Source organism: Streptomyces sp. BRA346 (genome assembly GCF_052851135.1).
In genome coordinates this window covers 221,581-244,902 of the sequence record NZ_JAIWIH010000006.1, presented here as the reverse complement: position 1 = coordinate 244,902, position 23,322 = coordinate 221,581, and the positions used below count along the sequence as shown (strand labels likewise).

Here is a 23,322-nt window from a genome sequence, read left to right as displayed (position 1 = left end):
CACGGTACGAGGCCTCAGGGAGCTACGCATATGACCGTCACCGACACCGTGCGGCTGGCCACGATCGGCGCGGGCCGCATCGGCGGCAACCACGCCGGGCTCGTGGCCCGGCACGTCCCCGGCGCCACCCTGGCCGCCGTCGCCGATCCGGTGCCCGGCTCCGCGGAACGCCTCGCGGCCTCCCTCGGCGCCCCGTACGCCACCACCGACCCCGGCGCCGTCCTCGGCCGGGACGACATCGACGGGGTGCTGATCACCGCCCCCGCCCGGGCCCACACCGACCTGGTCGTGGCGGCGGCGGCCGCCGGAAAGCACGTTTTCGTGGAGAAGCCGATGGCGGTGACCCTGGCGGACGCCGACCGCGCCATCGCCGCCGCGCGCGACGCGGGCGTCGTCCTCCAGGTGGGGTTCAACCGCCGGTTCGCCCCCGGATTCGCCGCCGCCCGCGCCGCGGTCGACGACGGCCGGACCGGCACCCCGCAGCTGCTGCGCTCCCTCACCCGCGACCCGGGCCCGTTCACCGCCGACCCGGCCCGTATCCCGCAGTGGACGATCTTCCTCGAAACCCTCATCCATGACTTCGACACCCTGTGCTGGCTCAACCCCGGCGCCGCCCCGGTCCGCGTCCACGCCACCGCCGACGCCCTGATCCGCCCCGACGCCAAGGCGGACGGCCACCTCGACACCGCCGTGGTGACGATCCGTTTCGACAACGGCGCCATCGCCACCGCCGAGGCGTCCTTCTCCGCCCTGTACGGCTACGACGTACGCGCCGAGGTCTTCGGCTCCGGCGGCATGGTCACGGCCGGAAGCGGCCGCAGCACCGACATGACCTACTACGGCCCCGACGGCCTGCACGCCGACACCGCCCGGCGCGATACGGACCTCCTGCGCCCGGCCTACCTCGCGGAGCTGACCGCGTTCGCCGACGCGATCCGCCACCGCACGCCGCCCCCGGTCACCGGGCACGACGCCCGCCGGGCGCTGTCCATCGCCCTGGCCGCCATCCGCAGCGTCGAGACCGCGGCCCCCGTGAACCTGGCCGATGTGACGGCCGAGGTGAGCGCCGTATGAGCCCCTTCACCCTGGCCGCCAGCGCCGAAATGCTCCACCTCGACCTGCCGTTCACCGAACGGGTCCGGCGCATCGCCGACCAGGGCTTCCAGGTCGAGATCTGGGACTGGTCCACCAAGGACATCGACGCCCTCGCCGCCACCGGCGCCACGTTCTCCTCCATGACCGGCTACCTCACCGGCGACCTCACCGACCCCGACGGCATCGAGGCCCTGCTCGCCTCGGCCCGCACGTCCCTCGACGTGGCCGCACAATTGGACTGCCCGCGCCTGAATCTCCACGGCACCGGCCTGGACGGCAAGGGCCTCCCCGTCCGCCCCGTCGAGACCGTCACGCCCGCGATGTGGCTCACCGCCGCCGACACCCTCCGCCGCATCGCGGCCCTCGGCGAGGAAGCGGACCGCGTCTTCACCCTCGAAAACCTCAACCTCGCCGTCGACCACCCGGGCACCCCCTTCGCCCGCGCCGCCGACACCCTCGCCCTGGCCCGCGCCGTCGACAGCCCCCACCTGCGGCTGAACCTGGACCTCTACCACGCCCAGATCGGCGAGGGAAACCTCATCGACCTCCTCGGCCGGGCCCTCCCGTACGTCGGCGAGATCCAGGTGGCCGACGTCCCCGGCCGCTGCGAACCGGGCACCGGCGAGATCCACTACCCCGCCATTGCCACCGCCCTCCACGACCTCGGCTACACCGGCGTCGTGGGCCTCGAATCCTGGGCCCGCGACGACCCCGACACCGCCCTGGAGCGGTTCCGCTCCGCATTCATGGGGTAGCTTTCGCCGCTGGCAGGGCTTGCCGTCTATGAGGAGTGTCGAAACGATGGGCCGTCAGCACACCTACCGCACCACCGTCCGCTGGACCGGCAACACCGGAGCCGGTACCGGCAGTGGCTACCGGGGCTACGGGCGGGGGCACGATGTCGTCGCCGAGGGCAAGCCAACCCTCCTGGGCAGCGCCGATCCGGCGTTCCTGGGCGATCCGGAGCGCTGGAACCCGGAGGAGTTCCTCCTCGCCTCGCTCTCGCAGTGCCACATGCTGACGTATCTGTCGGTGTGCGCCCGGGACGGGGTGACGGTCACGGCGTACGAGGATGCCGCCACCGGGACCATGGAGGAGCAGGCCGGGCACAGCGGGCGGTTCACCGAGGTGGTGCTGCGGCCGGTGGTCACCGTCGCGGACGCGGGGATGGTGGAGCGGGCGCGTTCGGCGCACGGCGATGCCCATCGGGCGTGCTTCATCGCCAACTCCGTCAACTTCCCCGTCCGTCACGAGCCGACGGTCAGCGTGGGGTAGTCGGTGTAGCCGGTCTCGCCGCCCACGTACATCAGGTACGCGTCGCGGATCGGGTTGAGCGGGGCGCCGGTGCGCAGGCGGTGCACCAGGTCGGGGTTGGCCAGGAAGGGGCGGCCGAGGGCGATCAGGTCGGCGCCCTCGGCCAGGAGGCGGGTGGCCCGGCGGAGGCCGCCGTCGGCGGGGATCGCGGCACCGGGCAGGTGGGGGTTGGCGATCAGTGTGCCCGGCCATGTCGTGCGGATCTCCCGGAAGACGGGGTCGTCCGGTTCGGCGCGGACGATGTGCACATAGGCCGGGGCGATGTCCGCCAGCGCCTCGATGAGCGCGGGGTAGATGAGCTCGGTGTCGCCCTCCTCGATGCCGTTGACGGTGGAGTGGGGGGAGATCCGTACGCCCACCCGCTCGGGGCCTATCGCGTCGGCGACGGCGCGGACCGTCTCGGCCACGAAGCGGACGCGGCCGCTCGCCGGGCCGCCGTAGGCGTCGGTGCGGCGGTTGGTGTTCCGGGCGAGGAACTGGTGGAGGAGGTAGCCGTTGGCGGAGTGCACCTCCACCCCGGCGAAGCCCGCGTCGAGGGCGTTGCGCGCGGCGGCGGCGAAGTCGGCGATGGTGGCGCGGATGTCGTCGGTGGTCATCTCGCGCGGCACGACGGCCTCCTGGTGGCCGCCCGGGGTGAAGATGGTCTCCGGGAGCGGGACCGGGGAGGGGGCCAGCGGGGTCAGTCCGCTGGTGTCGGGGTGGCCGACCCGGCCGCCGTGCTGGAGCTGGAGGAACATCGGGCGGCCGCCCGCGGCGTGGACCGCGTCGGTGACGCGCCGCCATCCGGCGACGTGGGCGTCGTTGTGGATCGCGGTGATGTTGGGGTAGGTCTGCCCGACGGCGTTGGGCGTGGCGGCCTCGGCGACGATCAGCCCGGCGGAGGCGCGCTGCGCGTAGTAGGTGTCCATGATCGGCAGCGGTGCGCCGTCGGCGGCGGCGCGGTTACGGGTCATCGGCGCCATGACCAGGCGGTTGGGCAGGTCGAGTTCACCGAGGCGGGCGGGTTCGAACAGGGAAGTGATCGCTGGTGCGTTCGTCATGCCGGTACCGTAGAAGTTCACATTGGTGTCAGATTCAAGCCCGGACCGGCGTGCGAGGTGGGGAATGCGGATCGGCGAACTGGCTCGGCGCACCGGCGTCAGCGAGCGCTCGCTGCGCTATTACGAGAAGCAGGGGCTGATGGACGCCGAGCGCACCCCGGGCGGCCATCGCGAGTACGCCGAGGGCGCGGTGGACCGCGTGATCCGCATCCAGGAACTGTTCGCCGCGGGACTGTGCAGCGAGAAGATCGCCGAACTCCTGCCCTGCATGCGGGACTCGGACGGCGGCCCGTCCCGCATCGCGGGTGGGCGGCTGGTCGCCGACCTCACCGTGGAGCGGGACCGCATCAACCGGATGATCGCCGACCTGATCCGCTCCCGGGAGGTCCTGGACGAGGTGATCGACGCGGCGTCGGCCCCGCCGGAATAGCCGGGCACGCCCCCTGTGGCGCAGGTCACGGGAACCGCCCACCGCGTGCGGAGAGGCACGGGTGTGAGGTGGAAACGACATGACTGAGGGTCTGCGCGAGCGGATACGGGCGGGTGACCGCGAGGCGTTCGCGCAGCTCTACGAAGAGCATGCGCGCGCCGTCTACAACCATGCCTTCCGGCTGACCGGCGACTGGTCGGCGGCCGAGGAGGTGATGGGGGACATGTTCCTCGACGCCTGGCGGGGCCGGGGGCAACTGGAGCCGGGTGACGCCTCGTTGAAGCCGTGGCTGCTGGGCGTGGCGACGAACAAGGCGCGCAACGCCAACCGGGGCCTCGGGCGGCGGCTGGCCTTCCTGGCCCGCCGCCCCGCGCCCGCCCCGGTGGCGGACTTCGCGGACGAGGCCGCGGGCCGGATCGACGACGCCCGCCACCTGGCCGCCGTCCGGGAGGTGTACGGCCGACTGCGGCGCGGCGAGCAGGAGGTGCTGGCGCTGTGCGTGTGGTCGGGGCTGGACTACGCGCAGGCGGCCGAGGCGATGGGAGCGGACGTGGATCGCGAAGAGTAGATCTTCGACCGGGACAGCCTCGCCTACCTCGGTGAGCGCGAATACCGGACGAAGGACTTCGCGGCGGGCAAGAAGGGCGACATCCTGGCGGAGTACGCCCTTCTGGAGCACGGGATCGTCGACCACTACCGCGAGCGGCCCGCCACCAAGTGATCAGAGCATGAAGCGGGGGATCACCGTCCGGTGATCCCCCGCCGTACGCGTACGCCTCAGCGGACCGGGTGCCCCGCGTCCCGCAGCGCGCCCTTGACCTGGCCGATCCGCAGGTCGCCGAAGTGGAAGACGGAGGCGGCCAGCACCGCGTCCGCGCCCGCCGCGACCGCCGGGGCGAAGTCTTCGAGCTTGCCCGCGCCGCCGCTGGCGATGACGGGGATGGTGACGTGCTTGCGCACCGCTTCGATCATCTCGGTGTCGTAGCCGTCCTTGGTGCCGTCCGCGTCCATCGAGTTCAGCAGGATCTCCCCGGCGCCCAGCTCGGCCGCGCGGTGGGCCCACTCCACGGCGTCGATGCCGGTGCCGCGGCGGCCGCCGTGGGTGGTGACCTCGTAGCCGGATTCCGTTTCCGTTCCGGAAGGGCAGCGGCGGGCGTCGACCGACAGGACGAGGACCTGGCTGCCGAACCGCTCGGCGATCTCTCGGATCAGCTCGGGCCGGGCGATGGCGGCGGTGTTGACGCCGACCTTGTCGGCTCCGGCGCGCAGCAGCTTGTCGACGTCCTCGGTGGTGCGCACGCCGCCGCCGACGGTCAGCGGGATGAAGACCTGCTCGGCGGTGCGGCGCACCACGTCGTAGGTGGTCTCGCGATCGCCGGAGGAGGCGGTGATGTCGAGGAAGGTCAGCTCGTCGGCGCCCTCCTGGCCGTAGATCCGGGCCATTTCGACGGGGTCACCGGCGTCCCGCAGGTTCTGGAAGTTGACGCCCTTGACGACCCGGCCGTTGTCCACGTCCAGGCAGGGGATGACTCGGACCGCCAGGGTCATGACGCTCGGGCTCCTCGGAATGCTTCCAGTTCGACTTCCACCAGCACGCGCGAGTCGACGAACCCGGACACCACGACGAGGGTCGCGGCCGGGCGCACGGCGTCGAAGATCTCCTTGTGGGCGCGGCCCGCCTCGTCCACGTCGCGGGCGTGGGTGAGGTACATGCGGGTGCGGATGACGGATTCGACGCCGAGGCCGAATTCCTTCAGCGCGTCCAGGGCGTGCCGGAAGGCCGCATGGGTCTGCTCGTACGGGTCGCCCTCGCCCTCCAGTACACCGCGGTCCGCGAGCGGCATGGTGCCGGAGACGACCACCAGATCCCCGGCCGCGACGGCCCGGGCGAAGCCGATGCTCTCCTCCCAGGGGCTGCCGGTCTGCACGCGCCGCGGGGTCTTCCCGGCCGGGCTTTCGGGTGAGGTCATGCGGATACCGCCTCCAACGCCTCTTCCAGGGTGAACGCCTTGGCGTAGAGCGCCTTGCCCACGATGGCGCCCTCGACACCTTCCGGTACCAGGGTCGCAAGGGCGCGCAGGTCGTCGAGCGAGGAAACGCCGCCGGAGGCGACGACGGGCTTGTCGGTGGCGGCGCAGACGCCCCGCAGCAGCTCCAGGTTGGGGCCCTGGAGGGTGCCGTCCTTGGCGATGTCGGTGACGACGTAGCGGGCGCAGCCCTCGGAGTCGAGGCGGGCGAGGGTTTCGTACAGGTCGCCGCCGTCGCGGGTCCAGCCGCGGCCGCGCAGGGTGGTGCCGCGGACGTCGAGGCCGACGGCGATCTTGTCGCCGTGCTCGGCGATGACCTTGGCGACCCACTCGGGGGTCTCCAGGGCGGCGGTGCCGAGGTTGACGCGGGTACAGCCGGTGGCGAGGGCGGCGGTCAGCGAGGCGTCGTCGCGGATGCCGCCGGACAGCTCGACCTTGAGGTCCATGGCGCGGGCCACCTGGGCGATCTGCTCGCGGTTGTCCCCGGTGCCGAAGGCGGCGTCGAGGTCCACCAGGTGCAGCCACTCGGCGCCGGCCCGCTGCCAGGCGAGGGCGGCCTCCATCGGGTCGCCGTACGACGTCTCGGAGCCGGACTCGCCATGGACGAGGCGGACGGCCTGGCCGTCGCGGACGTCGACGGCGGGGAGAAGTTCGAGGCGGTGCGTTGGCATGCGGGAACCTTACGGTGCGTACGGGGCGGGCGGGTACGGGCGGGGCGGGCCGGTCAGAGCGTGTCGAGCCAGTTGCGCAGCAGGCGGGCCCCGGCGTCGCCGGACTTCTCGGGGTGGAACTGGGTGGCCCACAGCGGGCCGTTCTCCACGGCGGCCACGAACGGCTCGCCGTGGGTCGTCCAGCTGACCTTGGGGCCGGGCATGTGCGGGTTGCTGACCTCCAGCTCCCAGGTGCGGACGGCGTAGGAGTGCACGAAGTAGTAGCGCTCCTCCTTGTCCAGTCCCGCGAAGAGCTGCGAGTCGCCGGGCGCGGTGACCGTGTTCCAGCCCATGTGGGGGACGACGGGGGCGCGCAGCGGTTCGACGGTGCCGGGCCATTCGTCCAGGCCCTCGGCCTCGACGCCGTGCTCGATGCCGCGGCCGAAGAGGATCTGCATGCCGACGCAGATGCCCATGACCGGGCGGCCGCCGGCCAGGCGGCGGCCCACGATCCAGTCGCCGCGCGCCTCGCGCAGCCCCTTCATGCAGGCGCCGAAGGCGCCGACGCCGGGGACGAGGAGGCCGTCGGCGGCCATGGCCTGGTCGTAGTCGCGGCTGATCTCGACGTCCGCGCCGACGTGGGCGAGGGCCCGTTCGGCGGAGCGGACGTTGCCGAAGCCGTAGTCGAAGACGATCACATTCTTAGCGCTGGTGCTCAATTCCAGACCTCCAGCCGAAGGATCCCGGCCAGCAGAGCCATCGTGGCGCCCACTCCCAGCAGCACGATCACGCCCTTGGGCAGCCCCTGCTTGGCGAAGGAGATGACTCCGCCGAGGAGGAACAGCCCGAGCAGGATGAAGACGGTCGACAGCCCGTTCATTCAGAGGGCGCCCTTCGTGGAGGGAAGGATCCCGGCGGCGCGCGGGTCGCGCTCGCTCGCGTACCGCAGCGCCCGGGCGAGCGCCTTGAACTGGCACTCCACGATGTGGTGCGCGTTGCGCCCGTAGGGCACGTGGACGTGCAGGGCGACCTGCGCCTGGGCGACGAAGGACTCCAGGATGTGCCGCGTCATCGTGGTGTCGTAGGTGCCGATCATCGGCGCGATGTTCTCCGGCTCGGTGTGCACGAGGTACGGGCGGCCGGAGAGGTCGACGGTCACCTGTGCGAGGGACTCGTCCAGCGGCACGGTGCAGTTGCCGAAGCGGTAGATGCCCATCTTGTCGCCGAGCGCCTGCTTGAAGGCGGCGCCGAGCGCGAGGGCGGTGTCCTCGATGGTGTGGTGGGTGTCGATGTGCAGGTCACCCTCGGTCTTGACCGTGAGGTCGAAGAGGCCGTGGCGGCCGAGCTGGTCGAGCATGTGGTCGTAGAAGCCGACGCCTGTCGATACATCGACCTGGCCGGTGCCGTCGAGGTCGATCTCGACGACGACCGAGGTCTCCTTGGTCGTGCGCTCCACGCGTCCCACGCGGGTCATGCGCTCTTCTCCTTCATCAGCTCGCGAACCGCGTCGAGGAACGCGTCGTTCTCGGTCGGGGTGCCCGCGGTGACCCGCAGCCGGCCCGGTACGCCGTTGTCCCGGACCAGGACGCCGTGGTCCAGCAGGGTCTGCCAGGCCGCATGGGCGTCCTCGAAGCGTCCGAACTGGACGAAGTTGGCGTCCGAGTCGGTCACGTCGCAGCCGATGGCGCGCAGCTCCCGCACCAGCCGGTCGCGCTCGGTCTTGAGCGCTTCGACGTACCCGAGCAGCGTATCGGTGTGCTCCAGGGCGGCCAGCGCGGTGGCCTGGGTGACGGCGGACAGGTGGTACGGCAGCCGCACCAGCTGGACGGCGTCGACCACGGCGGGGTCGGCGGCCAGGTAGCCGAGCCGCAGCCCGGCGGCGCCGAACGCCTTGGACATCGTCCGGGAGAGCACCAGATGCGGCCGGCCCTCGATCAGCGGCAGCAGCGACGGGCGGTGGCTGAACTCGGCGTATGCCTCGTCCACCACCACCAGCGACGGCTTGGCCGCCTGCGCCGCCTCGTACAGCGCGAGCACCGTGTCGGCCTCGACGGCCGTGCCGGTCGGGTTGTTCGGCGAGGTGATGAAGACGACGTCGGGCTTGCGCTCGGCGATCGCCCGGCGGGCGGCCTCGACATCGATGGTGAAGTCGTCGTTGCGCGGGCCGGAGATCCAGCCGGTGCCGGTGCCGCGCGAGATCAGCGCGTGCATCGAGTACGAGGGCTCGAAGCCGATCGCGGTGCGCCCGGGCCCGCCGAAGGTCTGGAGCAGCTGCTGGAGCACCTCGTTGGAGCCGTTGGCCGCCCACACCTGCTCGGGGCCCACCGCGAGACCCGCCGTACGGGTGAGGTAGCGGGCCAGCTCGGTGCGCAGCTCGACCGCGTCCCGGTCCGGGTAGCGGTTGAGCTGGCGGGCCGCCTCGGCGACCCGCTCCGCGATCCGCTCCACCAGCGGCTCGGGCAGCGGATAGGGGTTCTCGTTGGTGTTCAGCCGTACGGGGACGTCCAGCTGCGGCGCGCCGTACGGGGACTTGCCGCGCAGCTCGTCCCGGATGGGGAGATCGTCAATCCCGGTCACTTGCTCCCAGGTACCTTCCAGTCGAACCGTGCCTTCACCGCCGCGCCGTGCGCGGGCAGGTCCTCCGCGTCGGCGAGCGTCACCACATGGCCCGCGACCTCGGCCAGCGCCTCGCGGGTGTAGTCCACGACGTGGATGCCGCGCAGGAAGGACTGCACCGACAGGCCGGAGGAGTGGCAGGCGCAGCCGCCGGTGGGCAGGACGTGGTTCGAGCCCGCCGCGTAGTCGCCGAGCGACACCGGTGCGTACGCGCCGACGAAGATCGCCCCGGCGTTGCGCACCCGGGCCGCGACCGCCGCCGCGTCCTCGGTCTGGATCTCCAGGTGCTCGGCCGCGTACGCGTCGACCACCGCGAGGCCCTGTTCGAGGCCGTCGACCAGCACGATGCCGGACTGCCGCCCGGCCAGCGCGGGGGCGATGCGGTCCTCGATGTGCTTGGTGGCCGCGACCTGGGTCTCCAGCTCCTTCTCGACCGCCGCGGCCAGCTCCTCGGAGTCGGTGACCAGGACGGACGCGGCCAGCGGGTCGTGCTCGGCCTGGCTGATCAGGTCCGCGGCGACGTGCACCGGGTCGGCGGTGGCGTCGGCGAGGATCGCGATCTCGGTCGGCCCGGCCTCGGCGTCGATGCCGATACGGCCCTTGAGCAGCCGCTTGGCGGCGGCGACCCAGATGTTGCCGGGCCCGGTGACCATGGAGACCGGACGGCACTCCTCGGTGCCGTACGCGAACATCGCGACCGCCTGGGCGCCGCCCGCCGCGTACACCTCGTCGACGCCGAGCAGCGCGCAGGCCGCCAGGATCGTGGGGTGCGGCAGCCCGCCGAACTCGGCCTGCGGCGGGGAGGCGACGGCCATCGAGGCGACCCCGGCCTCCTGCGCGGGCACCACGTTCATCACCACGGACGACGGGTAGACGGACCGGCCGCCCGGTGCGTACAGCCCGACGCGCTCGACGGGCACCCAGCGCTCGGTGACCGTGCCGCCCGGCACGACCTGCGTGGTGTGGTCGGCGCGCCGCTGCTCCCGGTGGACCAGCCGGGCCCGCCGGATGGACTCCTCCAGGGCCGCGCGCACGGCCGGGTCCAGCTCCTGAAGGGCGCGGCTGAGCGCCTCGGCGGGCACCCGCACCCGCTCCATGGTCACGCCGTCGAAGCGATGCGCGTACTCGATCAGTGCAGCGGTGCCGCGATGGCGCACGTCGTCGCAGATGGGCCGCACCTTCTCCAGGGCGGCCTCGACGTCGAGCTCGGCACGGGGCAGCAGGTCGCGGTCGATCCCGCCCTCGGGGAAGGCGGCGCCGCGCAGATCGATACGGGAGATCACGCGATCAATTGTCTCAGACGTGCTCCGACGCCCCGCCCCCCGTATCAGTGAGTGATACGGACCCCCTAAGTTGATCCTGACCGTTGGCGTTCAAGCGGTTACTCAGCGGGAATGGGGTTCCGTACGGGGGTACGGAGGACAGGAGGCACACGGCTGTGACCGAGCCACACGACGGCGATCCTCCCCCCGGGCTGGACCTGACCACCGCCGAGTGGGGCATGTGGCAGGCGTTCCGCAACGGCAGTACGCACGATCTGCGCACCTCCCACCCCCAGCGGAACGACCCCTCGGGACCATACGCCTGGGGCCCGGAGCGCAGTGTGCGCGCGCGTGTCGTCGCCCTGCTGCTGCTCGACGGGCCGCCCGCCCAGCCGGGCCGGGTGGCCGCGCTCAAGCTCAACGGGGTGCACATCACCGGCACGCTCGACCTGGCCGGCGGCAGCATCGACCCGTACGTGGAGCTGAAGAACTGCCGCTTCGAGCGGGAGGTGCTGCTTCCCGAGTCGAACTTCACCACCCTCCGTCTGGTGGGCTGCTCGCTCCCCCGGCTGGAGGCGGCGCGGCTGAGCACCGAGGGCGATCTGCATCTGCCGCGCTGCGTGGTCGACCACGGCATCCGGCTCACCGACGCCCACATCGGCACCGATTTACTGCTGAACCAGCTGATCGTGCGCCGCGACCGCCGCGGCATGTCGATCACGGCCGACGGGCTGACCGTGGCCCAGGACTTCCAGGCCGACATGATCGAGTCGTACGGCGAGATCAGTCTGCGCGGCGCCCAGATCGGCGTGTCGCTCAGCCTGCGCGGCAGTCGGCTGCGCAACCCGTACGGGCGACGGGCGCTGAACGCGCCGCAGCTGACCGTCGAGCGCAGCCTGTACCTCACCGCGGGCGGGGTGAGCACCTACTCCAGCGGTTCGACACCCCCGTACGGCACCACCAGCACGCCGACCCGCGGCACCCGCATCCAGCGCTTCGAATGCGAGGGCGGGATCCGGCTGGACGACGGGCGGATCGGCGACGCCATCGACTTCGACCAGGCCCGCTTCGTCATGGAGAACGACCAGGAGCTGTCGCTGCGCCGGGTGCAGACGCCCGAGCTGCGCTTCCTGGGCGAGCGGCCGCAGCGCGGCCGGGTGATCCTTTCCGGCGCCAAGGTGGTCAACCTGGTCGACAAGTCGGTGAGCTGGCCCGGCCCCGGCGGGCTGACCATGGCGGGCTTCTCCTACGAGAACCTGATCCCGCGCGGCCACTTCCCGCTGTCCCGGCGGCTGGAGTGGGTGGCCGCCGCGACCCCCGAGTACGCGCCCGAGCCGTACGAGATGCTCGCCAACACGATGCGGGCCAGCGGTGAGGACGCCGACGCGCGCGAGGTGCTGCTCGCCAAGCAGCGGCGGCGCCGCGAAACGCTGCCGCTCGCCGGGAAGATGTGGGGCTACCTCCAGGACTGGACCGTGGCCTACGGCTACCGGCCCGGCCGGGCCGCGGTGTGGATGGCGGTGCTGTGGGCCGTCGGCTCGGTGTTCTTCGCCCACAACAGACCGGAGGCCATCAAACCGGGGGAAACGCCGTACTGGAACGCCTCGCTCTATACGCTCGATCTGCTGATCCCGGTCGTCAACCTGGGCCAGGACGGCTACTGGAAACCCGCGGGCGCGGTCCAGTGGGCGTCCATCGTGATGATCCTGCTCGGCTGGGTGCTGGCCACCACCGTCGCGGCCGGTGCGTCCCGGCTGCTGCGCCGCCAGTGACCGGCTCCGGCGCCGCCAGTGAAGGGACACGCGTGAGGCCATTAGGCTTACACCCCGTGACCTCCGCGCGCCTTCCGCTCTTCCCGCTGAACACGGTGCTGTTCCCGGGGCTCGTCATGCCCCTGAACGTCTTCGAACAGCGGTACCGCTCCCTTATGCGCGATCTTTCGGCGCTTCCCGAGGACGCCCCGCGCCGGTTCGGGGTGGTCGCCATCAGGGACGGTCACGAGGTCGCGCCCAGCGCGATCGGCCTCCCGGAGTCGGCGCCCGCGCCCGACCGGGGCCCGGCGGCGGGCTTCGGCCCGGACCCGGTCAAGTCGTTCTACGGGGTGGGCTGCGTCGCGGACGCGGCCACCATCCGGGAGCAGGAGGACGGCACCTACGAGGTGCTGGCCACCGGCACCACCCGCTTCGAGCTGCTGTCCGTGGACTCCACGGGCCCCTATCTGGTGGGCGAGGTCAACGAGCTGGAGGAGGAGCCGGGCGACGGCGCCGGGGCGCTGGCCTCCGGGGTGGTACGGGCGTTCCGCACCTACCAGAAGCGGCTCGCGGGCGCCCGGGAGCGCACCCTCGCCACCGAACAGGACCTGCCGGGCGAGCCCTCGGTGCTCTCCTACCTGGTCGCGGCCGCCGCCGTGCTCGACACCCCGGCCAAGCAGCGGCTGCTCCAGGCGCCCGATACGGCGAGCCGGCTGGCCGAGGAGCTGAAAATGCTGCGCTCCGAGAGCGCGGTCATCGGTAAGCTCCCGTCGCTGCCCGCCGTCGACCTGACCCGCCGCCCCACCAGCCCGAACTGACGCGAACTCACCTGTCATATGGCGAAGAAGACCAAGAAGAACTCCTCCGGAAGCACCGGAACCCCCGCCACCACCGCCCTCACCGCGGCGGGCACGGCCTTCACCGTGCGCTCCTACGACCACGACCCCGCGGCCCCCTCGTACGGCGAGGAGGCCGCGCAGGCGCTGGGCGTGGACCCGGGGCGGGTGTTCAAGACCCTCATCGCGAGCGTCGACGACCGCCTCACGGTCGCCATCGTGCCCGTATCGGCCTCGCTCGACCTCAAGGCGCTCGCCGCCGCGGTCGGCGGCAAGCGCGCCACCATGGCGGACCCGGCCGCGGCCGAGCGCACCACGGGCTACGTCCGCGGCGGCATCTCCCCGCTCGGCCAGCGCAAGCGCCTGCCGACCGCGCTGGACGCCTCCGCCGACGGCCACGAGACGGTCTGCGTCTCGGCGGGCCGCCGCGGCCTGGAGGTCGAGCTGTCCCCGAAGGACCTGGCGTCACTGACGGACGCGGTGGTGGCGCCGATCGCGCGGTTCGACACGCCGTAAAGCGCGGGCGCCCAGTCCCGCCGGGGCCACGGCGTCTGACACGCGCCCCCGGCGACCGCTGGGAGGCGCCCCTTCTCACCGCGGTGTCGGGCTCGCCGAGCAGGCCCGTCTCGGTCCTCCGCCCGGGAGGCGCCGCCTTGACGGGCGCGGGCGCGGCGGTGCGCCTCGCCGGACGGCGCTGACCGCGCGGACCGGGGGCCCTGGCCCGAGCGCGGCGGGTTTACGGCCGTCCCTCAGCCGCGGAGGGTCCGGGCCCTGACCACGTGGCCGTCGCGGATCTCCACGTCGTATTCCGCGCCCGGTCCGAGCGGGCCGCGTGCCGCGAGGGCCGCGGCGTCCAGCCGTCCGCTCTGCCGCGCCCACTCCAGCCGGAGCAGTACGTCGGCGGCGAGCCCGGCGGGTTCGGGGCGCGTACCGGCTGCCGGGCGTCCCCAGGCCGCGGAGACGCCCTCCACCCGCTCCAGAAAGCGTCGCGGCGACCAACGGGGCGAGGCGAGGGCGGCGATGACGGCGCGGGCCGTGGCCTCGTCCGCCACGACCGCCTCTCCCCCGGGACCGTCCAGCGCCGCGTCGGCGCAGGGGGCGCCGCCGGGGCGTACGCGCAGCACGACCCCGGTACGGCCGTCGCCCCCATCCGGCTCATCCGGCACCGACAGCGGCCCGGAGGACCGGCCGCGGTCCAGCGGGGCGGGCTCCCCGGACCAGCGCCGTACGGCGGCGACGAGCGCGCCGAGCCCGTCGCAGGCGGTCGCGGCCCCGGTGGGCCCGTGCACCAGCCATCCGCCGGTGCCCGCGGTCACCCGCAGCCCGCGCCGGTCCGCCGCCCGGGCCGCGGCGACGGCCACCGCCCGGCGGGCGGCGAGCCCGGCGGTCCAGGCCCGCGCCCAGTCGAACGCCCCGCGCTCACCACACGCCCCGCACATCCGTCACCTTCCTACGGCATGACGTCGCCGCTGTTGGGGCCCAGCGTCTGGCCGACGTACAGGTTGCCGCCCGGATCGCCGGCCAGCAGGACGGCGGTGGGGGCCACCTCCTCCGGGCGGCCGAAGCGGCCCAGGGGGAGTTCGGCCTGCTTGGCGGCCTTCCACTCGGCGGTGATCCCGGCGACCATCGGTGTGTCGATGGGACCGGGCGCGATGGCGTTCACCAGGACGCCGCGTTCCGCCACCTCCAGTGCGAGGGACTTGGTCAGCCCGATGACCCCGGCCTTGGCGGCGGCGTAGTGGGACAGCGAGCGGCCGCCCTTGATGCCGAGCTGGGAGGCGACGTTGATGACCCGGCCCCAGCCGCGCTCGGCCATCCCCGGGACGACGTAGCGGCAGCACAGGAAGACGCCGGTGAGGTCGACGGCGATGGTCTCGGACCACAGCCGCGGGTCCATCTCGGTCAGGGGCGCCTCGGTGAGGATGCCCGCGGCGTTGACCAGGATGTCGATGCCGCCGTGCTCCCCCGCCACCGCGCCCGTCACGGCCTCGACGGCGGCGGGGTCCGTGACGTCCAGGGCGGCGTGCCCCGCCGCGCCGGTCTCGGCGGCGGCGGCCGCGGCCCGGGGCGCGTCGCGGTCGGCGATCACGACGCGGGCGCCTTCGCGTACGTACGCCTCCGCGATGGCGCGGCCGATGCCGCTGGCCCCGCCCGTCACGAAGGCGGTGCGCCCCTGAAGGGCCCCGGCCGTCATGCGGGCATCCTGACGGTGAGTCCGCCGTCCACCACGAGGCTCTGCCCGGTGACGTACGAGGCGTCCTCGGAGGTCAGATAGGCGATCGCGGAGGCGACCTCCTCGGGGCGGCCCACCCGCCCCCAGGGGATGGAACCGGCGGCGCGGGCGAGCCCGTCGGGGCCGAGGGAGTTGACCGGGTCGGAGGACTGCGGGGTGACGATGAGTCCGGGGATCACCGCGTTGACGCGGATGCCGCGCGGGGCCAGCTCGACCGCCAGGCTCCGGCACAGCCCCAGCACGCCGGACTTGGCGGCGGCATAGTGGGCGTGGTCGCCCCAGCCGTAGACGCCGCCCGCGATGGAGGAGACGGCCACCATCGCGCCCGGCCCGGACATGCGCCCGGCGGCGGAGCGCAGAGTGCGCAGCACCCCGGTGAGGTCGACGGAGAGCATGTCGTCCCAGGCGTCGTCGGTGAGTTCGGCGAGCGGCGCCCGGCGCAGCACCCCGGCGTTCGCCACGGCGATGTCCAGGCGGCCGTACGCGGTGAGGGCGGCTTCGGCGAACGCCTCGACGGCCGCCGGGTCCCGTACGTCCACGGCGTGCCGTACGCACTCGCCGCCCGCCGCCTCGACCAGGCGCACGGTCTCGTCCGGGTCGTGGGGGTCGCCGGGGTAGTGGCCGAGCACCGTCCGCACGCCGCGACGGGCGTAGGCGACGGCGAGCGCGCGGCCGATGCCGCTGGCCGCGCCGGTGATCGCGGCGACCGGCCGCTCGGGCTGATCGTTCTGAACCACTGATCAAACTCCCTGCTGATATCAGGCTTCGACGGTGTCGACCCGGCGGGCCGCGAACATCACGAAGCCGGAGAGAAAGGTTCCGGCGGCGCCGATGAGCAGCGCGGTCTGGTCCCAGTGGGCGCCGGAGGCGAGCATCGTGGTGGCGAGGGCACCGGCGATGACGGCCCCGGGCTGGCTGAAGGCGTTGATGAAGGAGGTGCCGGTGGCCCGGCAGCGGGTGTCGTAGCACTCGCCCATGTAGAAGAGCATCGCCGCGTACGGGCCGATCAGGAAGAACATCCCGAGGGAGTAGAGCGCGACCACGGCCACCGTGCCGTGCGCGACGGTGAGCATGAGGGCGAAGAGGATGCCGGAGAGGATCCAGCCGCAGGCGATGACGTTGCGGCGGCCGAAGCGGTCACCGGCCCAGCCGTGGAAGAGGTAACCGGCGAAGCCGACGGCGTTGATGACGATGAACAGCAGCAGGGAGCCCTCGAAGCTGACGCCCTTGGCCTTGGTGAGCACCGTCGTGCCGAGCACGCTGAAGATCTGGATGCCGAACCAGTTGGCGAGCCAGGCGAAGCTGAGGACCAGGGTGTTGCGCCGCGCCCGGCCGCGGAAGATCTCCAGCAGCGGGGTGCCGGGGGTCTCGTCCACGCCGTACTCGGCGGCGAGTTGCCGCGCCTCCGCCTCCTTGCCGTCCTTCCGCAGCGCCCGCAGCCGCTTCTCCAGTTCGAACTGCGGGGTCTCCGGCAGGCCGCGCCGCAGCAGGGCGATGACGAGGGCGGGGAAGGTGGCGAGCAGGAAGCAGCCGCGCCAGCCGACGAGCGGCAGGAAGACGGCGACGAACGCGGCCGCGGCCAGGGTGCCGACGGGCCAGCCGGACTGCACCATGCTGTAGACGAAGCCGCGGCGCTTTTTGATCGCCTCGTCCTCGGTGACGGCATAGATCTCGTTCAGATAGGTCGTATTGACGGCCTGTTCCGACAGGCCCAGGCCGCCGATCGAGCGGACGCCGACCAGATAGGCCGCGCCGGGGGTGACGGCCGAGGCGGCGGAGGCCAGGGCGGTGCCCGAGACGGTGAGGATCATGCCCTTGCGGCGGCCGAGCCGGTCGACGAGCGGGCCGACGCCGAGGACGACGACGGCGGTGCCGACGGAGATCAGGGTGGAGACCAGCGCCGCCCGCTCGTCGCTCCAGCCGAAGCGGCCGGAGATCTCGGGCAGCAGGGTGCCGAACAGGATGTAGTCGTAGACGGCGAACACCCAGGCGCAGAAGGCGATGACGGTGGCCTTGCGCGTGGCGCGCACGCCGATGCGGGGCAGGCGGGCGGCGGGGGGTCCGGGGGTGTCGGTGGGGGTGTCTCTGTGCTGGGAGGGGACGGTGGTCATGGCGGATGCCCCTTGTCGGAAGCGGGGAGAGAGCGCGGGGAAGGAAGAACGGAGGGGAGAACGGAGGGGGATCAGGCCCGGGGGGAGCGGGCCTTGAAGTCGGTGGCGATCTCGTCGAACGTCGACCAGCGGACGCCCTCGTGGCCGCCGATGTACTCGATGAGCCGCTCCAGCATCAGCAGCGTCTGGGGGCGGCCGGAGACATCGGGATGGAGCGTCATGGTGAAGGCCGCGTAGTCCATTTCGCGGTAGACCCAGTCGAACTGGTCGCGCCAGGTCTGCTCCAGCTCGCGCGGGCTGACGAAACCATGGCTGTTGGCGCTGGCCTTGACGAACATCATGGGCGGCAGGTCGTCGAGGTACCAGTTGGCCGGGATCTCGACCAGGCCGGACTCCTCGCCGCGCACCAGCGGCTTCATCCACTCCTCGGCCGGACGCGAGTAGTCGATCTTCGTCCAGCTGTCGCCGACGCGCACGTAGTAGGGCGTGAAGTCGTTGTGCATCAGGGAGTGGTCGTACGCGATGCCGCGCTCGATCAGCAGCTCGTTGGTCACCGGCGAGAACTCCCACCAGGGGGCGACGTAGCCGGTCGGGCGGCGCCCCGCGACCTTCTCGATCAGGTCGATGCTGCGGTCCAGGATGGCGCTCTCCTGGGCGCGGGTCATCGCGATCGGGTTCTCGTGCGAGTAGCCGTGGGCGCCGATCTCGTGGCCCGCGTCGACCACCGCGCGGGTCTGGTCGGGGAAGGTCTCCAGGGAGTGGCCGGGGATGAACCAGGTGGTGCGCAGGTCCTTCCGCTCGAACAGGCGCAGCAGCCGCGGCACTCCGACCTCCCCGGCGAACAGGCCGCGGGAGATGTCACAGGGCGAGTCCTCGCCGCCGTAGCTGCCCAGCCAGCCCGCCACCGCGTCGACGTCGACGCCGAACGCCACAAACATCTCTTTAGCCATGCTGGTTCCTCTCGGTTTGTGTTTCCAGCGCTGTTTTCAGTGCGGTCCGCACCCGCGCCGGGTCGCCGTAGCACCCGAGCAGGGCGGTGAGCAGGACCCGCGCCTGGGAGGGGCGCAGGGTGCCGGTGGGGATCGCCCCGGCGCGGACCAGGTCGGCGCCGCCGCCGTTGCCGTACACCGCGGCGACCGGACCGGCGTGGACGCGGGTCGAGAGCGCGACCACGACGCCGGAGCCGACGAGCCGCGCGACCTCGTCGGCGACCTGCGGGTTGGCGTTGCCCGCGCCGGTGGCCTCGAGGACCACCGCGCGGGCCCCCGCGTCGGCCACCGCGCGCAGGGCCCGGATGTCGCAGCCGGGGTAGACCGCGACGATGTCGGTGCGGATGCGCCCGGGTGCCTCGGGCAGGAAGGCCGCGAGGTCGAGCGGTTTGGGACGCAGGGGCGCCGCGGTGATCTCCACCTCGCCGTCGGCCACCCGCCCCAGCGGACCGCCGTCGGGGGCGGCGAACGCGGCGGGGGCCACGGTGTGGGCCTTGCGGGTGCCGCGGGCGGGGTAGATCCGGCCGTCGAAGGAGATCAGTACGCCGACGTCCCGGGCGCGGGCGGCGTTCGCGACGGCGATGGCGTCGGCGAGGTTGCGCGGCCCGTCGCCGTCCGGGGCGTCCGCCGGGCGCATCGCGCCGGTGAACACCACGGGCCGGGGGTCGGCGTGGAAGAGGTCGAGGAGGTACGCGGTCTCCTCCAGGCTGTCGGTGCCGTGGGTCACCACCACGCCCCGCACGCTCTCGTCGGCCAGCGCCTCGTGGGCGGCCACGGCGACGTCGCGCATATCGGCCGGGGTGAGCAGATAGCTGCCCAGGCAGAAGACGTCGCGCGTCTCGACGGGCACCCCCGGGGGCCGGGGAAGCCGCTCCAGCAGGGCGTCCGCCGGATCGGCGGCGAGCCTGGTGCCATGGGCGTCCTGGCGGGTCGCAATGGTCCCGCCCGTCGACAGTACGACGATCCTGCGCACCCGGCCTCCTCGTGATGTGGCGTGATGTGGCGCGATGGAAGCCGTGGTGCATGGCCTGAAATCGCGCCTTGCGTGACTCAAATGTGCGCCCAAACGTTTGGGGCAATCGTTTGGGTAGGATGTGTGTCACCGGCCACAGGTGTCAAGAGGTCCGCTGTTACCATCACGATCGTTCGCTGTACCGGGGACCGGGGTGCGGCGGTGGGACAACCGGAGGCCGAGCCGAAGTGGGCACGCAGCAGTCACGACCGGTCACCCTGCGCACGATCGCCGATCAGCTCGGTCTGCATGTCTCGACCGTCTCCCGGGTGCTGCACGCGAAGCCGGACGAGAGCCTGCGGGCCGCCTCGGCCGACACCGTGGAGCGGGTCCGGCGGCTCGCCGACGAACTGGGCTACCAGCCCAACCCCCATGCCACCAGCCTGCGCACCCGGCGCAGCAACCTGGTCGGCGTCCTGGTCCCCCGGCTGTCGGACATCGTGCTCGCCACGATCTACGAGGGGATCGAGGAGGCCGCCGCCGAGCAGGGCCTGTCGACGTTCGTCGCCAACACCGGCGACAACCCCGACGCCCAGCGCACCCGCACCAACATGGTCATCGGGCGGCGCGTCGACGGCATGATCTTCGGCGACGCGCACGCGGACGGGCGCTTCCTGGCCGAGGTGGCCGGGCGCGGCATCCCGTTCGTCCTGGTCAGCCGGACCTGTGCCGACCACCCGTCGGTGACCTGCGACGACTACCTGGGCGGCCGACTGGTCGCCGACCATCTGCTGGAGCTGGGCCACCGTGATGTCGCGGTCGTCGCGGGCGAGCCGTACGCGAGCACCGGCATCGACCGTACGGCGGGTCTGGTGGACCGCTACCGGGAGGCGGGGCTGCCGATCCCGGCCCACCGGATCGCGCACTCCCGCTTCGACGTGCCCGGCGGACACGCCGCCACGGCGCGGCTGCTGGACACGCCGGAGCCGCCGACGGCGGTCTTCGCGGTGAACGACTTCGCGGCCATCGGCGCGATCGGCGCCCTCCGCGAACAGGGCCTGCGGGCGGGCGCCGATGTGGCGGTGGTGGGGTTCAACGACACGCCGCTGGCGGCGGAGTTGCCGCTGCCGCTGACGACCGTGCGGTCGCCCATGCTGGAGATGGGCCGCCGGGGCCTGCGGCTGCTGGTCCGGCTGCTGGAGGGCGAGGCGGTCGAGTCCGAGCGCCTGCGCCCGGAGCTGGTCGTCCGCGCCTCCAGCGCGCCGCGGCTCTAGCTACGCGGCGGTCGTGGTCTGGTAGTAGGTCTCCGGCTCCTCGTCGCGGGGGCCGAACAGACCGGTCAGGGCCAGGTGCACGACCATCGCGGCCACCGACCACGCCAGCAGCGCGCCCTTCGCGTTCAGCTTCAGCGGGGCGTCGAACGCGACGCCCTTGCCGACCTGCCGGGCGTGCGTCACGACGTCCGTGGACGGCCCGAGCCAGACGCCGAGACGCCAGGCGATCACCGAGCCGAGGACGCCGCCGATCGCCAGCCCGACCACCAGGGCGACCCCGCCGCGGCGGCAGAACAGGAAGGTCAGCAGCGCCGAGACCAGGCCGAAGGCCAGCGCGGCCAGCACGAACACGCCGTCACCGCCGATCGCGTTCTCACCCTCGGAGTCCTTCAGATAGACGGCCTTGCCGTCCGAGATCAGCGACACCCGGGGCGCCAGCCACAGCCAGAGCAGCCCGAGCAGCACGCCCGCGACCGCCACCGCGATCGCCGCCACGGACGCCTGGACCAGCTCGGCCCGCAGCTCCTCCCCCGGTTCGGAGTACTCGGCGTGCTCGGACTCCTCGACGGGATACGGATCGGGATGCCCCTGCGGACCCTGCGCGGCGGGTTCGCCCGGTGCGGGCTGCCCGTGCTCGGCGTCGTCGTGCGGCGAGGACTGCTCATGTGGCGTCAACGGTGCGGTCACTCCGTCATCGTGCCAGGTGGACGGCGTACTTCGGTCGGCGGGACGTCCGCTGCGGCGCGTCACCGCACGGCTGCCCGGCGATAGGCCCAGGTCGCGGCGGCAAGCGACACCACGGCCACCCCCGCGCACACCCCGAGGTCGGCGCAGACCGCCGGCCAGTCGGGCTGACCGTCGAAGGACCGGGCCAGGGCCTCCACACCGTACGTCGACGGCAGCAGATCACGCGCGTACGACACTACCTCCGGCATCCGGTCGGCGGGCAGCACCCCCAGTAGCAGCGCGGCCGACATCCCCAACTGCCCCAGCAGCGTGGCCAGTTCCTGGCGCGGGGCGAGCAGCCCGAGGGCCGCGCCCAGGCCCGCGAGCGCGGCGCCGGAGAGCGGGATCACCGTGGCGAGCACCCACAGGTGGCCCATCGGCAGCTGGAACAGCGCGCTGCCGACGACCGCGGTGACGGCCGTCCCCGGCACGGTGAAGGAGGCGTACGCGGCGGCCGCGCCGAGCACCACCGCGGCGGGCGGCACCGGCAGCGTCGCGTAGTGGTCGAGCCCGCCGCTCGCGCGGAGCTGGCCGAAGTACTGCGCGAGCAGATTGAGCGCCACGAAGGCCACGACGAGCACGCTCGACCCGGCCACCACGGACCGTGCAGCGCTGCCGCCCTCGTCCACCACGCCGCGCATCAGGACCATGATCCCGATCGACTGGAACGTCGCCACGAACAGCAGCGGGATCCGCGCCACCCGCGCCCGCGACAGCTGCGCCCGGTAGACCGCGACCAGCGCGGGCAGCAGCCGCGCGGAGGCCGCCAGCGGCGCCGGGTCCACGAGCGGGGCGGGGGCGGCGTCGGCTGGCCGGGGCACGGCACCACCGGCCTCCTCGACCGGCGCACCGGCCTTCGGCATGCCGGGCATGGCCTGCGCGGGCACGACACTCACGTCTGCGCTGCTCCTCTTCCGTCTGGCTTGGTCACGGGCTTGGTTACGGACATGACCACGGCGGCGTTCACCGCATGCCGTCCCCTCCTACGGTCCCTCATGTCTTCACCAGCCCCTCCGCACCGTCCGTATGGCCGCCCAGCGCCACGTACACGTCCTCCAGGCTGGGCGTGGCGAGGGTGAAGTCGTCCAGCGCGGCGAAGGCGGGCCCGCCGGTCACGGTGGCGATCGCGGCGCGCGCCGCGTCCGGGGGCAGCCGCAGCGTCCAGCGCCGCCCGGAGGCGTGCGCGGCGTCCCGCAGCGCGGCGACGCCGGGGATGTGCAGCGGCGCCTCGGCGCGCCACACCAGCTCCACCCGCACCTCGTCCGCGACCATCGCCTTGAGCCCGGCGGGGGTGTCGCAGGCGATGACCCGGCCCCGGTCGAGCACCGCGACCCGGTCGAGCACGGTCTCGGCCTCGATGACGTTGTGCGTGACGAGCAGCACGGTCACCCCGCGCTCGGCCCGCCGCCGGTCCACGGCGGCCCAGACGGCGCGGCGCGCCACCGGGTCCATTCCGGTGGTCGGCTCGTCCAGCACCAGCAGCGGCCGCTCCCCCACCAGGGCGGCGGCCACGCAGGCCAGCCGGCGCTGACCGCCGGAGAGCTTCTTGAGCGGCCGCCCGGCGAGCCCGCCGAGCCCCAGCTCCTCGATCACCGCGTCCCGCTCGGCGCGGGCGGCGCGGGCGTCGAGCCCGCGCAGCCGTGCGGTGGTCTCGGCGGCGAGCGCGACGGTCAGCTCGTCCAGCGCGGTGGAGTCCTGGCCCAGGTAGCCGAGGAGGCGGGAGGCGCGCTCGGGGTGGCGTACGAGGTCGTGGCCGAGCACCCGGACCTGGCCCTCGTCGGGCCGCAGCAGGCCGGTGAGCTGGCGTACGAGGGTCGACTTCCCGGCGCCGTTCGGCCCGAGCAGCCCGAACACCTCACCGCGCGCCACGTCCAGGTCGATGCCGTCACTGGCCCGCACCGCGGGCGTGGCGGGCGCACCGCGGCGGCCACGCGCCGCGGGATAGGTCTTGACCAGGCCGCGCACGGTGCACACCACATCGCCTGCCGTCGCCTGTTTCGCGCCCGTCCTCACGAG

Annotated in this window: 26 protein-coding genes and 1 pseudogene; 9 read left to right on the top strand and 18 right to left on the bottom strand. The window is 73.0% G+C overall.

All coding sequences use genetic code 11. The annotated features are described in order from the left end of the window. Nucleotides 1-30: 30 nt before the first annotated feature. From LCH29_RS10895 to LCH29_RS10885, 3 genes are read left to right on the top strand one after another with little or no spacing between them, the layout of a single operon-like run. On the top strand, nt 31-1,074 hold the full coding sequence (locus tag LCH29_RS10895; protein ID WP_446461492.1) for a Gfo/Idh/MocA family oxidoreductase: 1,044 nt from the start codon (nt 31-33) through the stop codon (nt 1,072-1,074). Beyond that, nucleotides 1,071-1,850 (top strand): TIM barrel protein, encoded by a 780-nt coding sequence (locus tag LCH29_RS10890; protein WP_446461491.1) that lies wholly within the window; start codon nt 1,071-1,073, stop codon nt 1,848-1,850. The genes LCH29_RS10895 and LCH29_RS10890 overlap by 4 nt, the downstream gene beginning before the upstream one ends. Nucleotides 1,851-1,896: 46 nt before the next feature. Next, the gene (locus LCH29_RS10885) at nt 1,897-2,370 is read left to right on the top strand and encodes an OsmC family protein (RefSeq protein WP_446461490.1); all 474 of its coding nucleotides are present in this window, start codon (nt 1,897-1,899) and stop codon (nt 2,368-2,370) included. On the opposite strand, the gene LCH29_RS10880 is transcribed toward LCH29_RS10885, so the two are convergent. After that, the gene (locus LCH29_RS10880) at nt 2,343-3,449 is read right to left on the bottom strand and encodes an alkene reductase (RefSeq protein WP_446461489.1); all 1,107 of its coding nucleotides are present in this window, start codon (nt 3,447-3,449) and stop codon (nt 2,343-2,345) included. The two genes, LCH29_RS10885 and LCH29_RS10880, sit on opposite strands and share 28 nt — an antisense overlap. Nucleotides 3,450-3,513: 64 nt before the next feature. On the opposite strand from LCH29_RS10880, the gene LCH29_RS10875 reads away from it, so the two are divergent. Next, nucleotides 3,514-3,879: a MerR family transcriptional regulator gene (locus LCH29_RS10875; RefSeq protein ID WP_446461488.1), complete on the top strand. Its 366-nt coding sequence runs from the start codon at nt 3,514-3,516 to the stop codon at nt 3,877-3,879. Nucleotides 3,880-3,958: 79 nt separating this feature from the next. After that, nucleotides 3,959-4,432: pseudogene (locus LCH29_RS10870) on the top strand (RNA polymerase sigma factor); the annotation flags it as partial. Nucleotides 4,433-4,656: 224 nt separating this feature from the next. On the opposite strand, the gene hisF reads toward LCH29_RS10870, so the two are convergent. From hisF to hisD, 8 genes are read right to left on the bottom strand one after another with little or no spacing between them, the layout of a single operon-like run. Then, nucleotides 4,657-5,427, bottom strand: a complete 771-nt coding sequence (hisF, locus tag LCH29_RS10865; protein WP_446461487.1) for an imidazole glycerol phosphate synthase subunit HisF — start codon at nt 5,425-5,427, stop codon at nt 4,657-4,659. After that, nucleotides 5,424-5,849 carry a RidA family protein gene (locus LCH29_RS10860; protein WP_446461486.1) on the bottom strand — a complete coding sequence of 142 codons (426 nt, stop codon included), beginning with the start codon at nt 5,847-5,849 and terminating at the stop codon, nt 5,424-5,426. Before LCH29_RS10860 ends, hisF begins: the two co-directional genes overlap by 4 nt. Further along, entirely contained in the window at nt 5,846-6,577 is a 732-nt protein-coding gene (gene priA / locus LCH29_RS10855; protein WP_446461485.1) for a bifunctional 1-(5-phosphoribosyl)-5-((5-phosphoribosylamino)methylideneamino)imidazole-4-carboxamide isomerase/phosphoribosylanthranilate isomerase PriA, read from the bottom strand. Before priA ends, LCH29_RS10860 begins: the two co-directional genes overlap by 4 nt. 53 nt (nt 6,578-6,630) lie before the next feature. Further along, the gene (gene hisH / locus LCH29_RS10850) at nt 6,631-7,275 is read right to left on the bottom strand and encodes an imidazole glycerol phosphate synthase subunit HisH (RefSeq protein WP_446461484.1); all 645 of its coding nucleotides are present in this window, start codon (nt 7,273-7,275) and stop codon (nt 6,631-6,633) included. Further along, the gene (locus tag LCH29_RS10845; RefSeq protein WP_009718698.1) at nt 7,272-7,436 is read right to left on the bottom strand and encodes a hypothetical protein; all 165 of its coding nucleotides are present in this window, start codon (nt 7,434-7,436) and stop codon (nt 7,272-7,274) included. The genes hisH and LCH29_RS10845 overlap by 4 nt, the downstream gene beginning before the upstream one ends. Then, entirely contained in the window at nt 7,437-8,030 is a 594-nt protein-coding gene (hisB, locus tag LCH29_RS10840; protein ID WP_123108135.1) for an imidazoleglycerol-phosphate dehydratase HisB, read from the bottom strand. It lies immediately after the preceding gene. Then, nucleotides 8,027-9,133 (bottom strand): histidinol-phosphate transaminase, encoded by a 1,107-nt coding sequence (locus LCH29_RS10835; RefSeq protein ID WP_446461483.1) that lies wholly within the window; start codon nt 9,131-9,133, stop codon nt 8,027-8,029. The genes hisB and LCH29_RS10835 overlap by 4 nt, the downstream gene beginning before the upstream one ends. Beyond that, nucleotides 9,130-10,455, bottom strand: a complete 1,326-nt coding sequence (hisD, locus tag LCH29_RS10830; RefSeq protein ID WP_446461482.1) for a histidinol dehydrogenase — start codon at nt 10,453-10,455, stop codon at nt 9,130-9,132. Before hisD ends, LCH29_RS10835 begins: the two co-directional genes overlap by 4 nt. A 155-nt stretch (nt 10,456-10,610) precedes the next feature. Between hisD and LCH29_RS10825 the strand changes: the two genes are divergently transcribed. The 3 genes from LCH29_RS10825 to ybaK are packed head-to-tail and all read left to right on the top strand — an operon-like array spanning nt 10,611 to nt 13,537. Then, the gene (locus tag LCH29_RS10825) at nt 10,611-12,206 is read left to right on the top strand and encodes an oxidoreductase (protein ID WP_446461481.1); all 1,596 of its coding nucleotides are present in this window, start codon (nt 10,611-10,613) and stop codon (nt 12,204-12,206) included. Nucleotides 12,207-12,262: 56 nt separating this feature from the next. Beyond that, nucleotides 12,263-13,003 carry an LON peptidase substrate-binding domain-containing protein gene (locus LCH29_RS10820; protein ID WP_446461480.1) on the top strand — a complete coding sequence of 247 codons (741 nt, stop codon included), beginning with the start codon at nt 12,263-12,265 and terminating at the stop codon, nt 13,001-13,003. Between the two features lie 18 nt (nt 13,004-13,021). After that, the gene (ybaK, locus tag LCH29_RS10815) at nt 13,022-13,537 is read left to right on the top strand and encodes a Cys-tRNA(Pro) deacylase (protein ID WP_446461479.1); all 516 of its coding nucleotides are present in this window, start codon (nt 13,022-13,024) and stop codon (nt 13,535-13,537) included. Between the two features lie 233 nt (nt 13,538-13,770). Here ybaK and LCH29_RS10810 read toward each other — a convergent pair whose 3' ends face one another. The 6 genes from LCH29_RS10810 to LCH29_RS10785 all read right to left on the bottom strand — a co-directional run bounded on the left by LCH29_RS10810 (nt 13,771) and on the right by LCH29_RS10785 (nt 19,327). Next, nucleotides 13,771-14,460 (bottom strand): hypothetical protein, encoded by a 690-nt coding sequence (locus tag LCH29_RS10810; protein ID WP_446461478.1) that lies wholly within the window; start codon nt 14,458-14,460, stop codon nt 13,771-13,773. An 11-nt stretch (nt 14,461-14,471) separates the two neighbouring features. Further along, entirely contained in the window at nt 14,472-15,215 is a 744-nt protein-coding gene (locus LCH29_RS10805) for an SDR family NAD(P)-dependent oxidoreductase (protein ID WP_446461477.1), read from the bottom strand. Beyond that, the gene (locus tag LCH29_RS10800) at nt 15,212-15,991 is read right to left on the bottom strand and encodes an SDR family NAD(P)-dependent oxidoreductase (protein ID WP_446461476.1); all 780 of its coding nucleotides are present in this window, start codon (nt 15,989-15,991) and stop codon (nt 15,212-15,214) included. The genes LCH29_RS10805 and LCH29_RS10800 overlap by 4 nt, the downstream gene beginning before the upstream one ends. 21 nt (nt 15,992-16,012) lie before the next feature. Continuing rightward, on the bottom strand, nt 16,013-17,365 hold the full coding sequence (locus LCH29_RS10795; protein ID WP_446461475.1) for an MFS transporter: 1,353 nt from the start codon (nt 17,363-17,365) through the stop codon (nt 16,013-16,015). A 71-nt stretch (nt 17,366-17,436) separates the two neighbouring features. Further along, nucleotides 17,437-18,315 carry a polysaccharide deacetylase family protein gene (locus tag LCH29_RS10790; RefSeq protein WP_446461474.1) on the bottom strand — a complete coding sequence of 293 codons (879 nt, stop codon included), beginning with the start codon at nt 18,313-18,315 and terminating at the stop codon, nt 17,437-17,439. Next, nucleotides 18,308-19,327, bottom strand: a complete 1,020-nt coding sequence (locus LCH29_RS10785) for an asparaginase (RefSeq protein WP_446461473.1) — start codon at nt 19,325-19,327, stop codon at nt 18,308-18,310. Before LCH29_RS10785 ends, LCH29_RS10790 begins: the two co-directional genes overlap by 8 nt. A 227-nt stretch (nt 19,328-19,554) precedes the next feature. Between LCH29_RS10785 and LCH29_RS10780 the strand changes: the two genes are divergently transcribed. Next, nucleotides 19,555-20,580, top strand: a complete 1,026-nt coding sequence (locus LCH29_RS10780) for a LacI family DNA-binding transcriptional regulator (RefSeq protein ID WP_123108129.1) — start codon at nt 19,555-19,557, stop codon at nt 20,578-20,580. Here LCH29_RS10780 and LCH29_RS10775 read toward each other — a convergent pair whose 3' ends face one another. From LCH29_RS10775 to LCH29_RS10765, 3 genes are all read right to left on the bottom strand, one after another. After that, nucleotides 20,581-21,267 (bottom strand): ABC transporter permease, encoded by a 687-nt coding sequence (locus LCH29_RS10775; RefSeq protein ID WP_446461472.1) that lies wholly within the window; start codon nt 21,265-21,267, stop codon nt 20,581-20,583. A gap of 59 nt (nt 21,268-21,326) precedes the next feature. Beyond that, nucleotides 21,327-22,169 carry an ABC transporter permease gene (locus tag LCH29_RS10770; RefSeq protein WP_446461706.1) on the bottom strand — a complete coding sequence of 281 codons (843 nt, stop codon included), beginning with the start codon at nt 22,167-22,169 and terminating at the stop codon, nt 21,327-21,329. Between the two features lie 130 nt (nt 22,170-22,299). Further along, entirely contained in the window at nt 22,300-23,319 is a 1,020-nt protein-coding gene (locus tag LCH29_RS10765; RefSeq protein WP_446461471.1) for an ABC transporter ATP-binding protein, read from the bottom strand. Between the last annotated feature and the right edge of the window lie 3 nt (nt 23,320-23,322).

What these genes read in the sequence shown, in the direction of transcription:
- LCH29_RS10895 (WP_446461492.1), top strand. Translation starts at nt 31, where the DNA reads ATGACCGTCACCGACACCGTGCGGCTGGCCACGATCGGCGCGGGCCGC.
- LCH29_RS10890 (WP_446461491.1), top strand. Translation starts at nt 1,071, where the DNA reads ATGAGCCCCTTCACCCTGGCCGCCAGCGCCGAAATGCTCCACCTCGAC.
- LCH29_RS10885 (WP_446461490.1), top strand. Translation starts at nt 1,897, where the DNA reads ATGGGCCGTCAGCACACCTACCGCACCACCGTCCGCTGGACCGGCAAC.
- LCH29_RS10880 (WP_446461489.1), bottom strand. Translation starts at nt 3,449, where the DNA reads ATGACGAACGCACCAGCGATCACTTCCCTGTTCGAACCCGCCCGCCTC.
- LCH29_RS10875 (WP_446461488.1), top strand. Translation starts at nt 3,514, where the DNA reads ATGCGGATCGGCGAACTGGCTCGGCGCACCGGCGTCAGCGAGCGCTCG.
- hisF (WP_446461487.1), bottom strand. Translation starts at nt 5,427, where the DNA reads ATGACCCTGGCGGTCCGAGTCATCCCCTGCCTGGACGTGGACAACGGC.
- LCH29_RS10860 (WP_446461486.1), bottom strand. Translation starts at nt 5,849, where the DNA reads ATGACCTCACCCGAAAGCCCGGCCGGGAAGACCCCGCGGCGCGTGCAG.
- priA (WP_446461485.1), bottom strand. Translation starts at nt 6,577, where the DNA reads ATGCCAACGCACCGCCTCGAACTTCTCCCCGCCGTCGACGTCCGCGAC.
- LCH29_RS10845 (WP_009718698.1), bottom strand. Translation starts at nt 7,436, where the DNA reads ATGAACGGGCTGTCGACCGTCTTCATCCTGCTCGGGCTGTTCCTCCTC.
- hisB (WP_123108135.1), bottom strand. Translation starts at nt 8,030, where the DNA reads ATGACCCGCGTGGGACGCGTGGAGCGCACGACCAAGGAGACCTCGGTC.
- ybaK (WP_446461479.1), top strand. Translation starts at nt 13,022, where the DNA reads ATGGCGAAGAAGACCAAGAAGAACTCCTCCGGAAGCACCGGAACCCCC.
- LCH29_RS10810 (WP_446461478.1), bottom strand. Translation starts at nt 14,460, where the DNA reads ATGTGCGGGGCGTGTGGTGAGCGCGGGGCGTTCGACTGGGCGCGGGCC.
- LCH29_RS10805 (WP_446461477.1), bottom strand. Translation starts at nt 15,215, where the DNA reads ATGACGGCCGGGGCCCTTCAGGGGCGCACCGCCTTCGTGACGGGCGGG.
- LCH29_RS10795 (WP_446461475.1), bottom strand. Translation starts at nt 17,365, where the DNA reads ATGACCACCGTCCCCTCCCAGCACAGAGACACCCCCACCGACACCCCC.
- LCH29_RS10790 (WP_446461474.1), bottom strand. Translation starts at nt 18,315, where the DNA reads ATGGCTAAAGAGATGTTTGTGGCGTTCGGCGTCGACGTCGACGCGGTG.
- LCH29_RS10770 (WP_446461706.1), bottom strand. Translation starts at nt 22,169, where the DNA reads ATGCCGAAGGCCGGTGCGCCGGTCGAGGAGGCCGGTGGTGCCGTGCCC.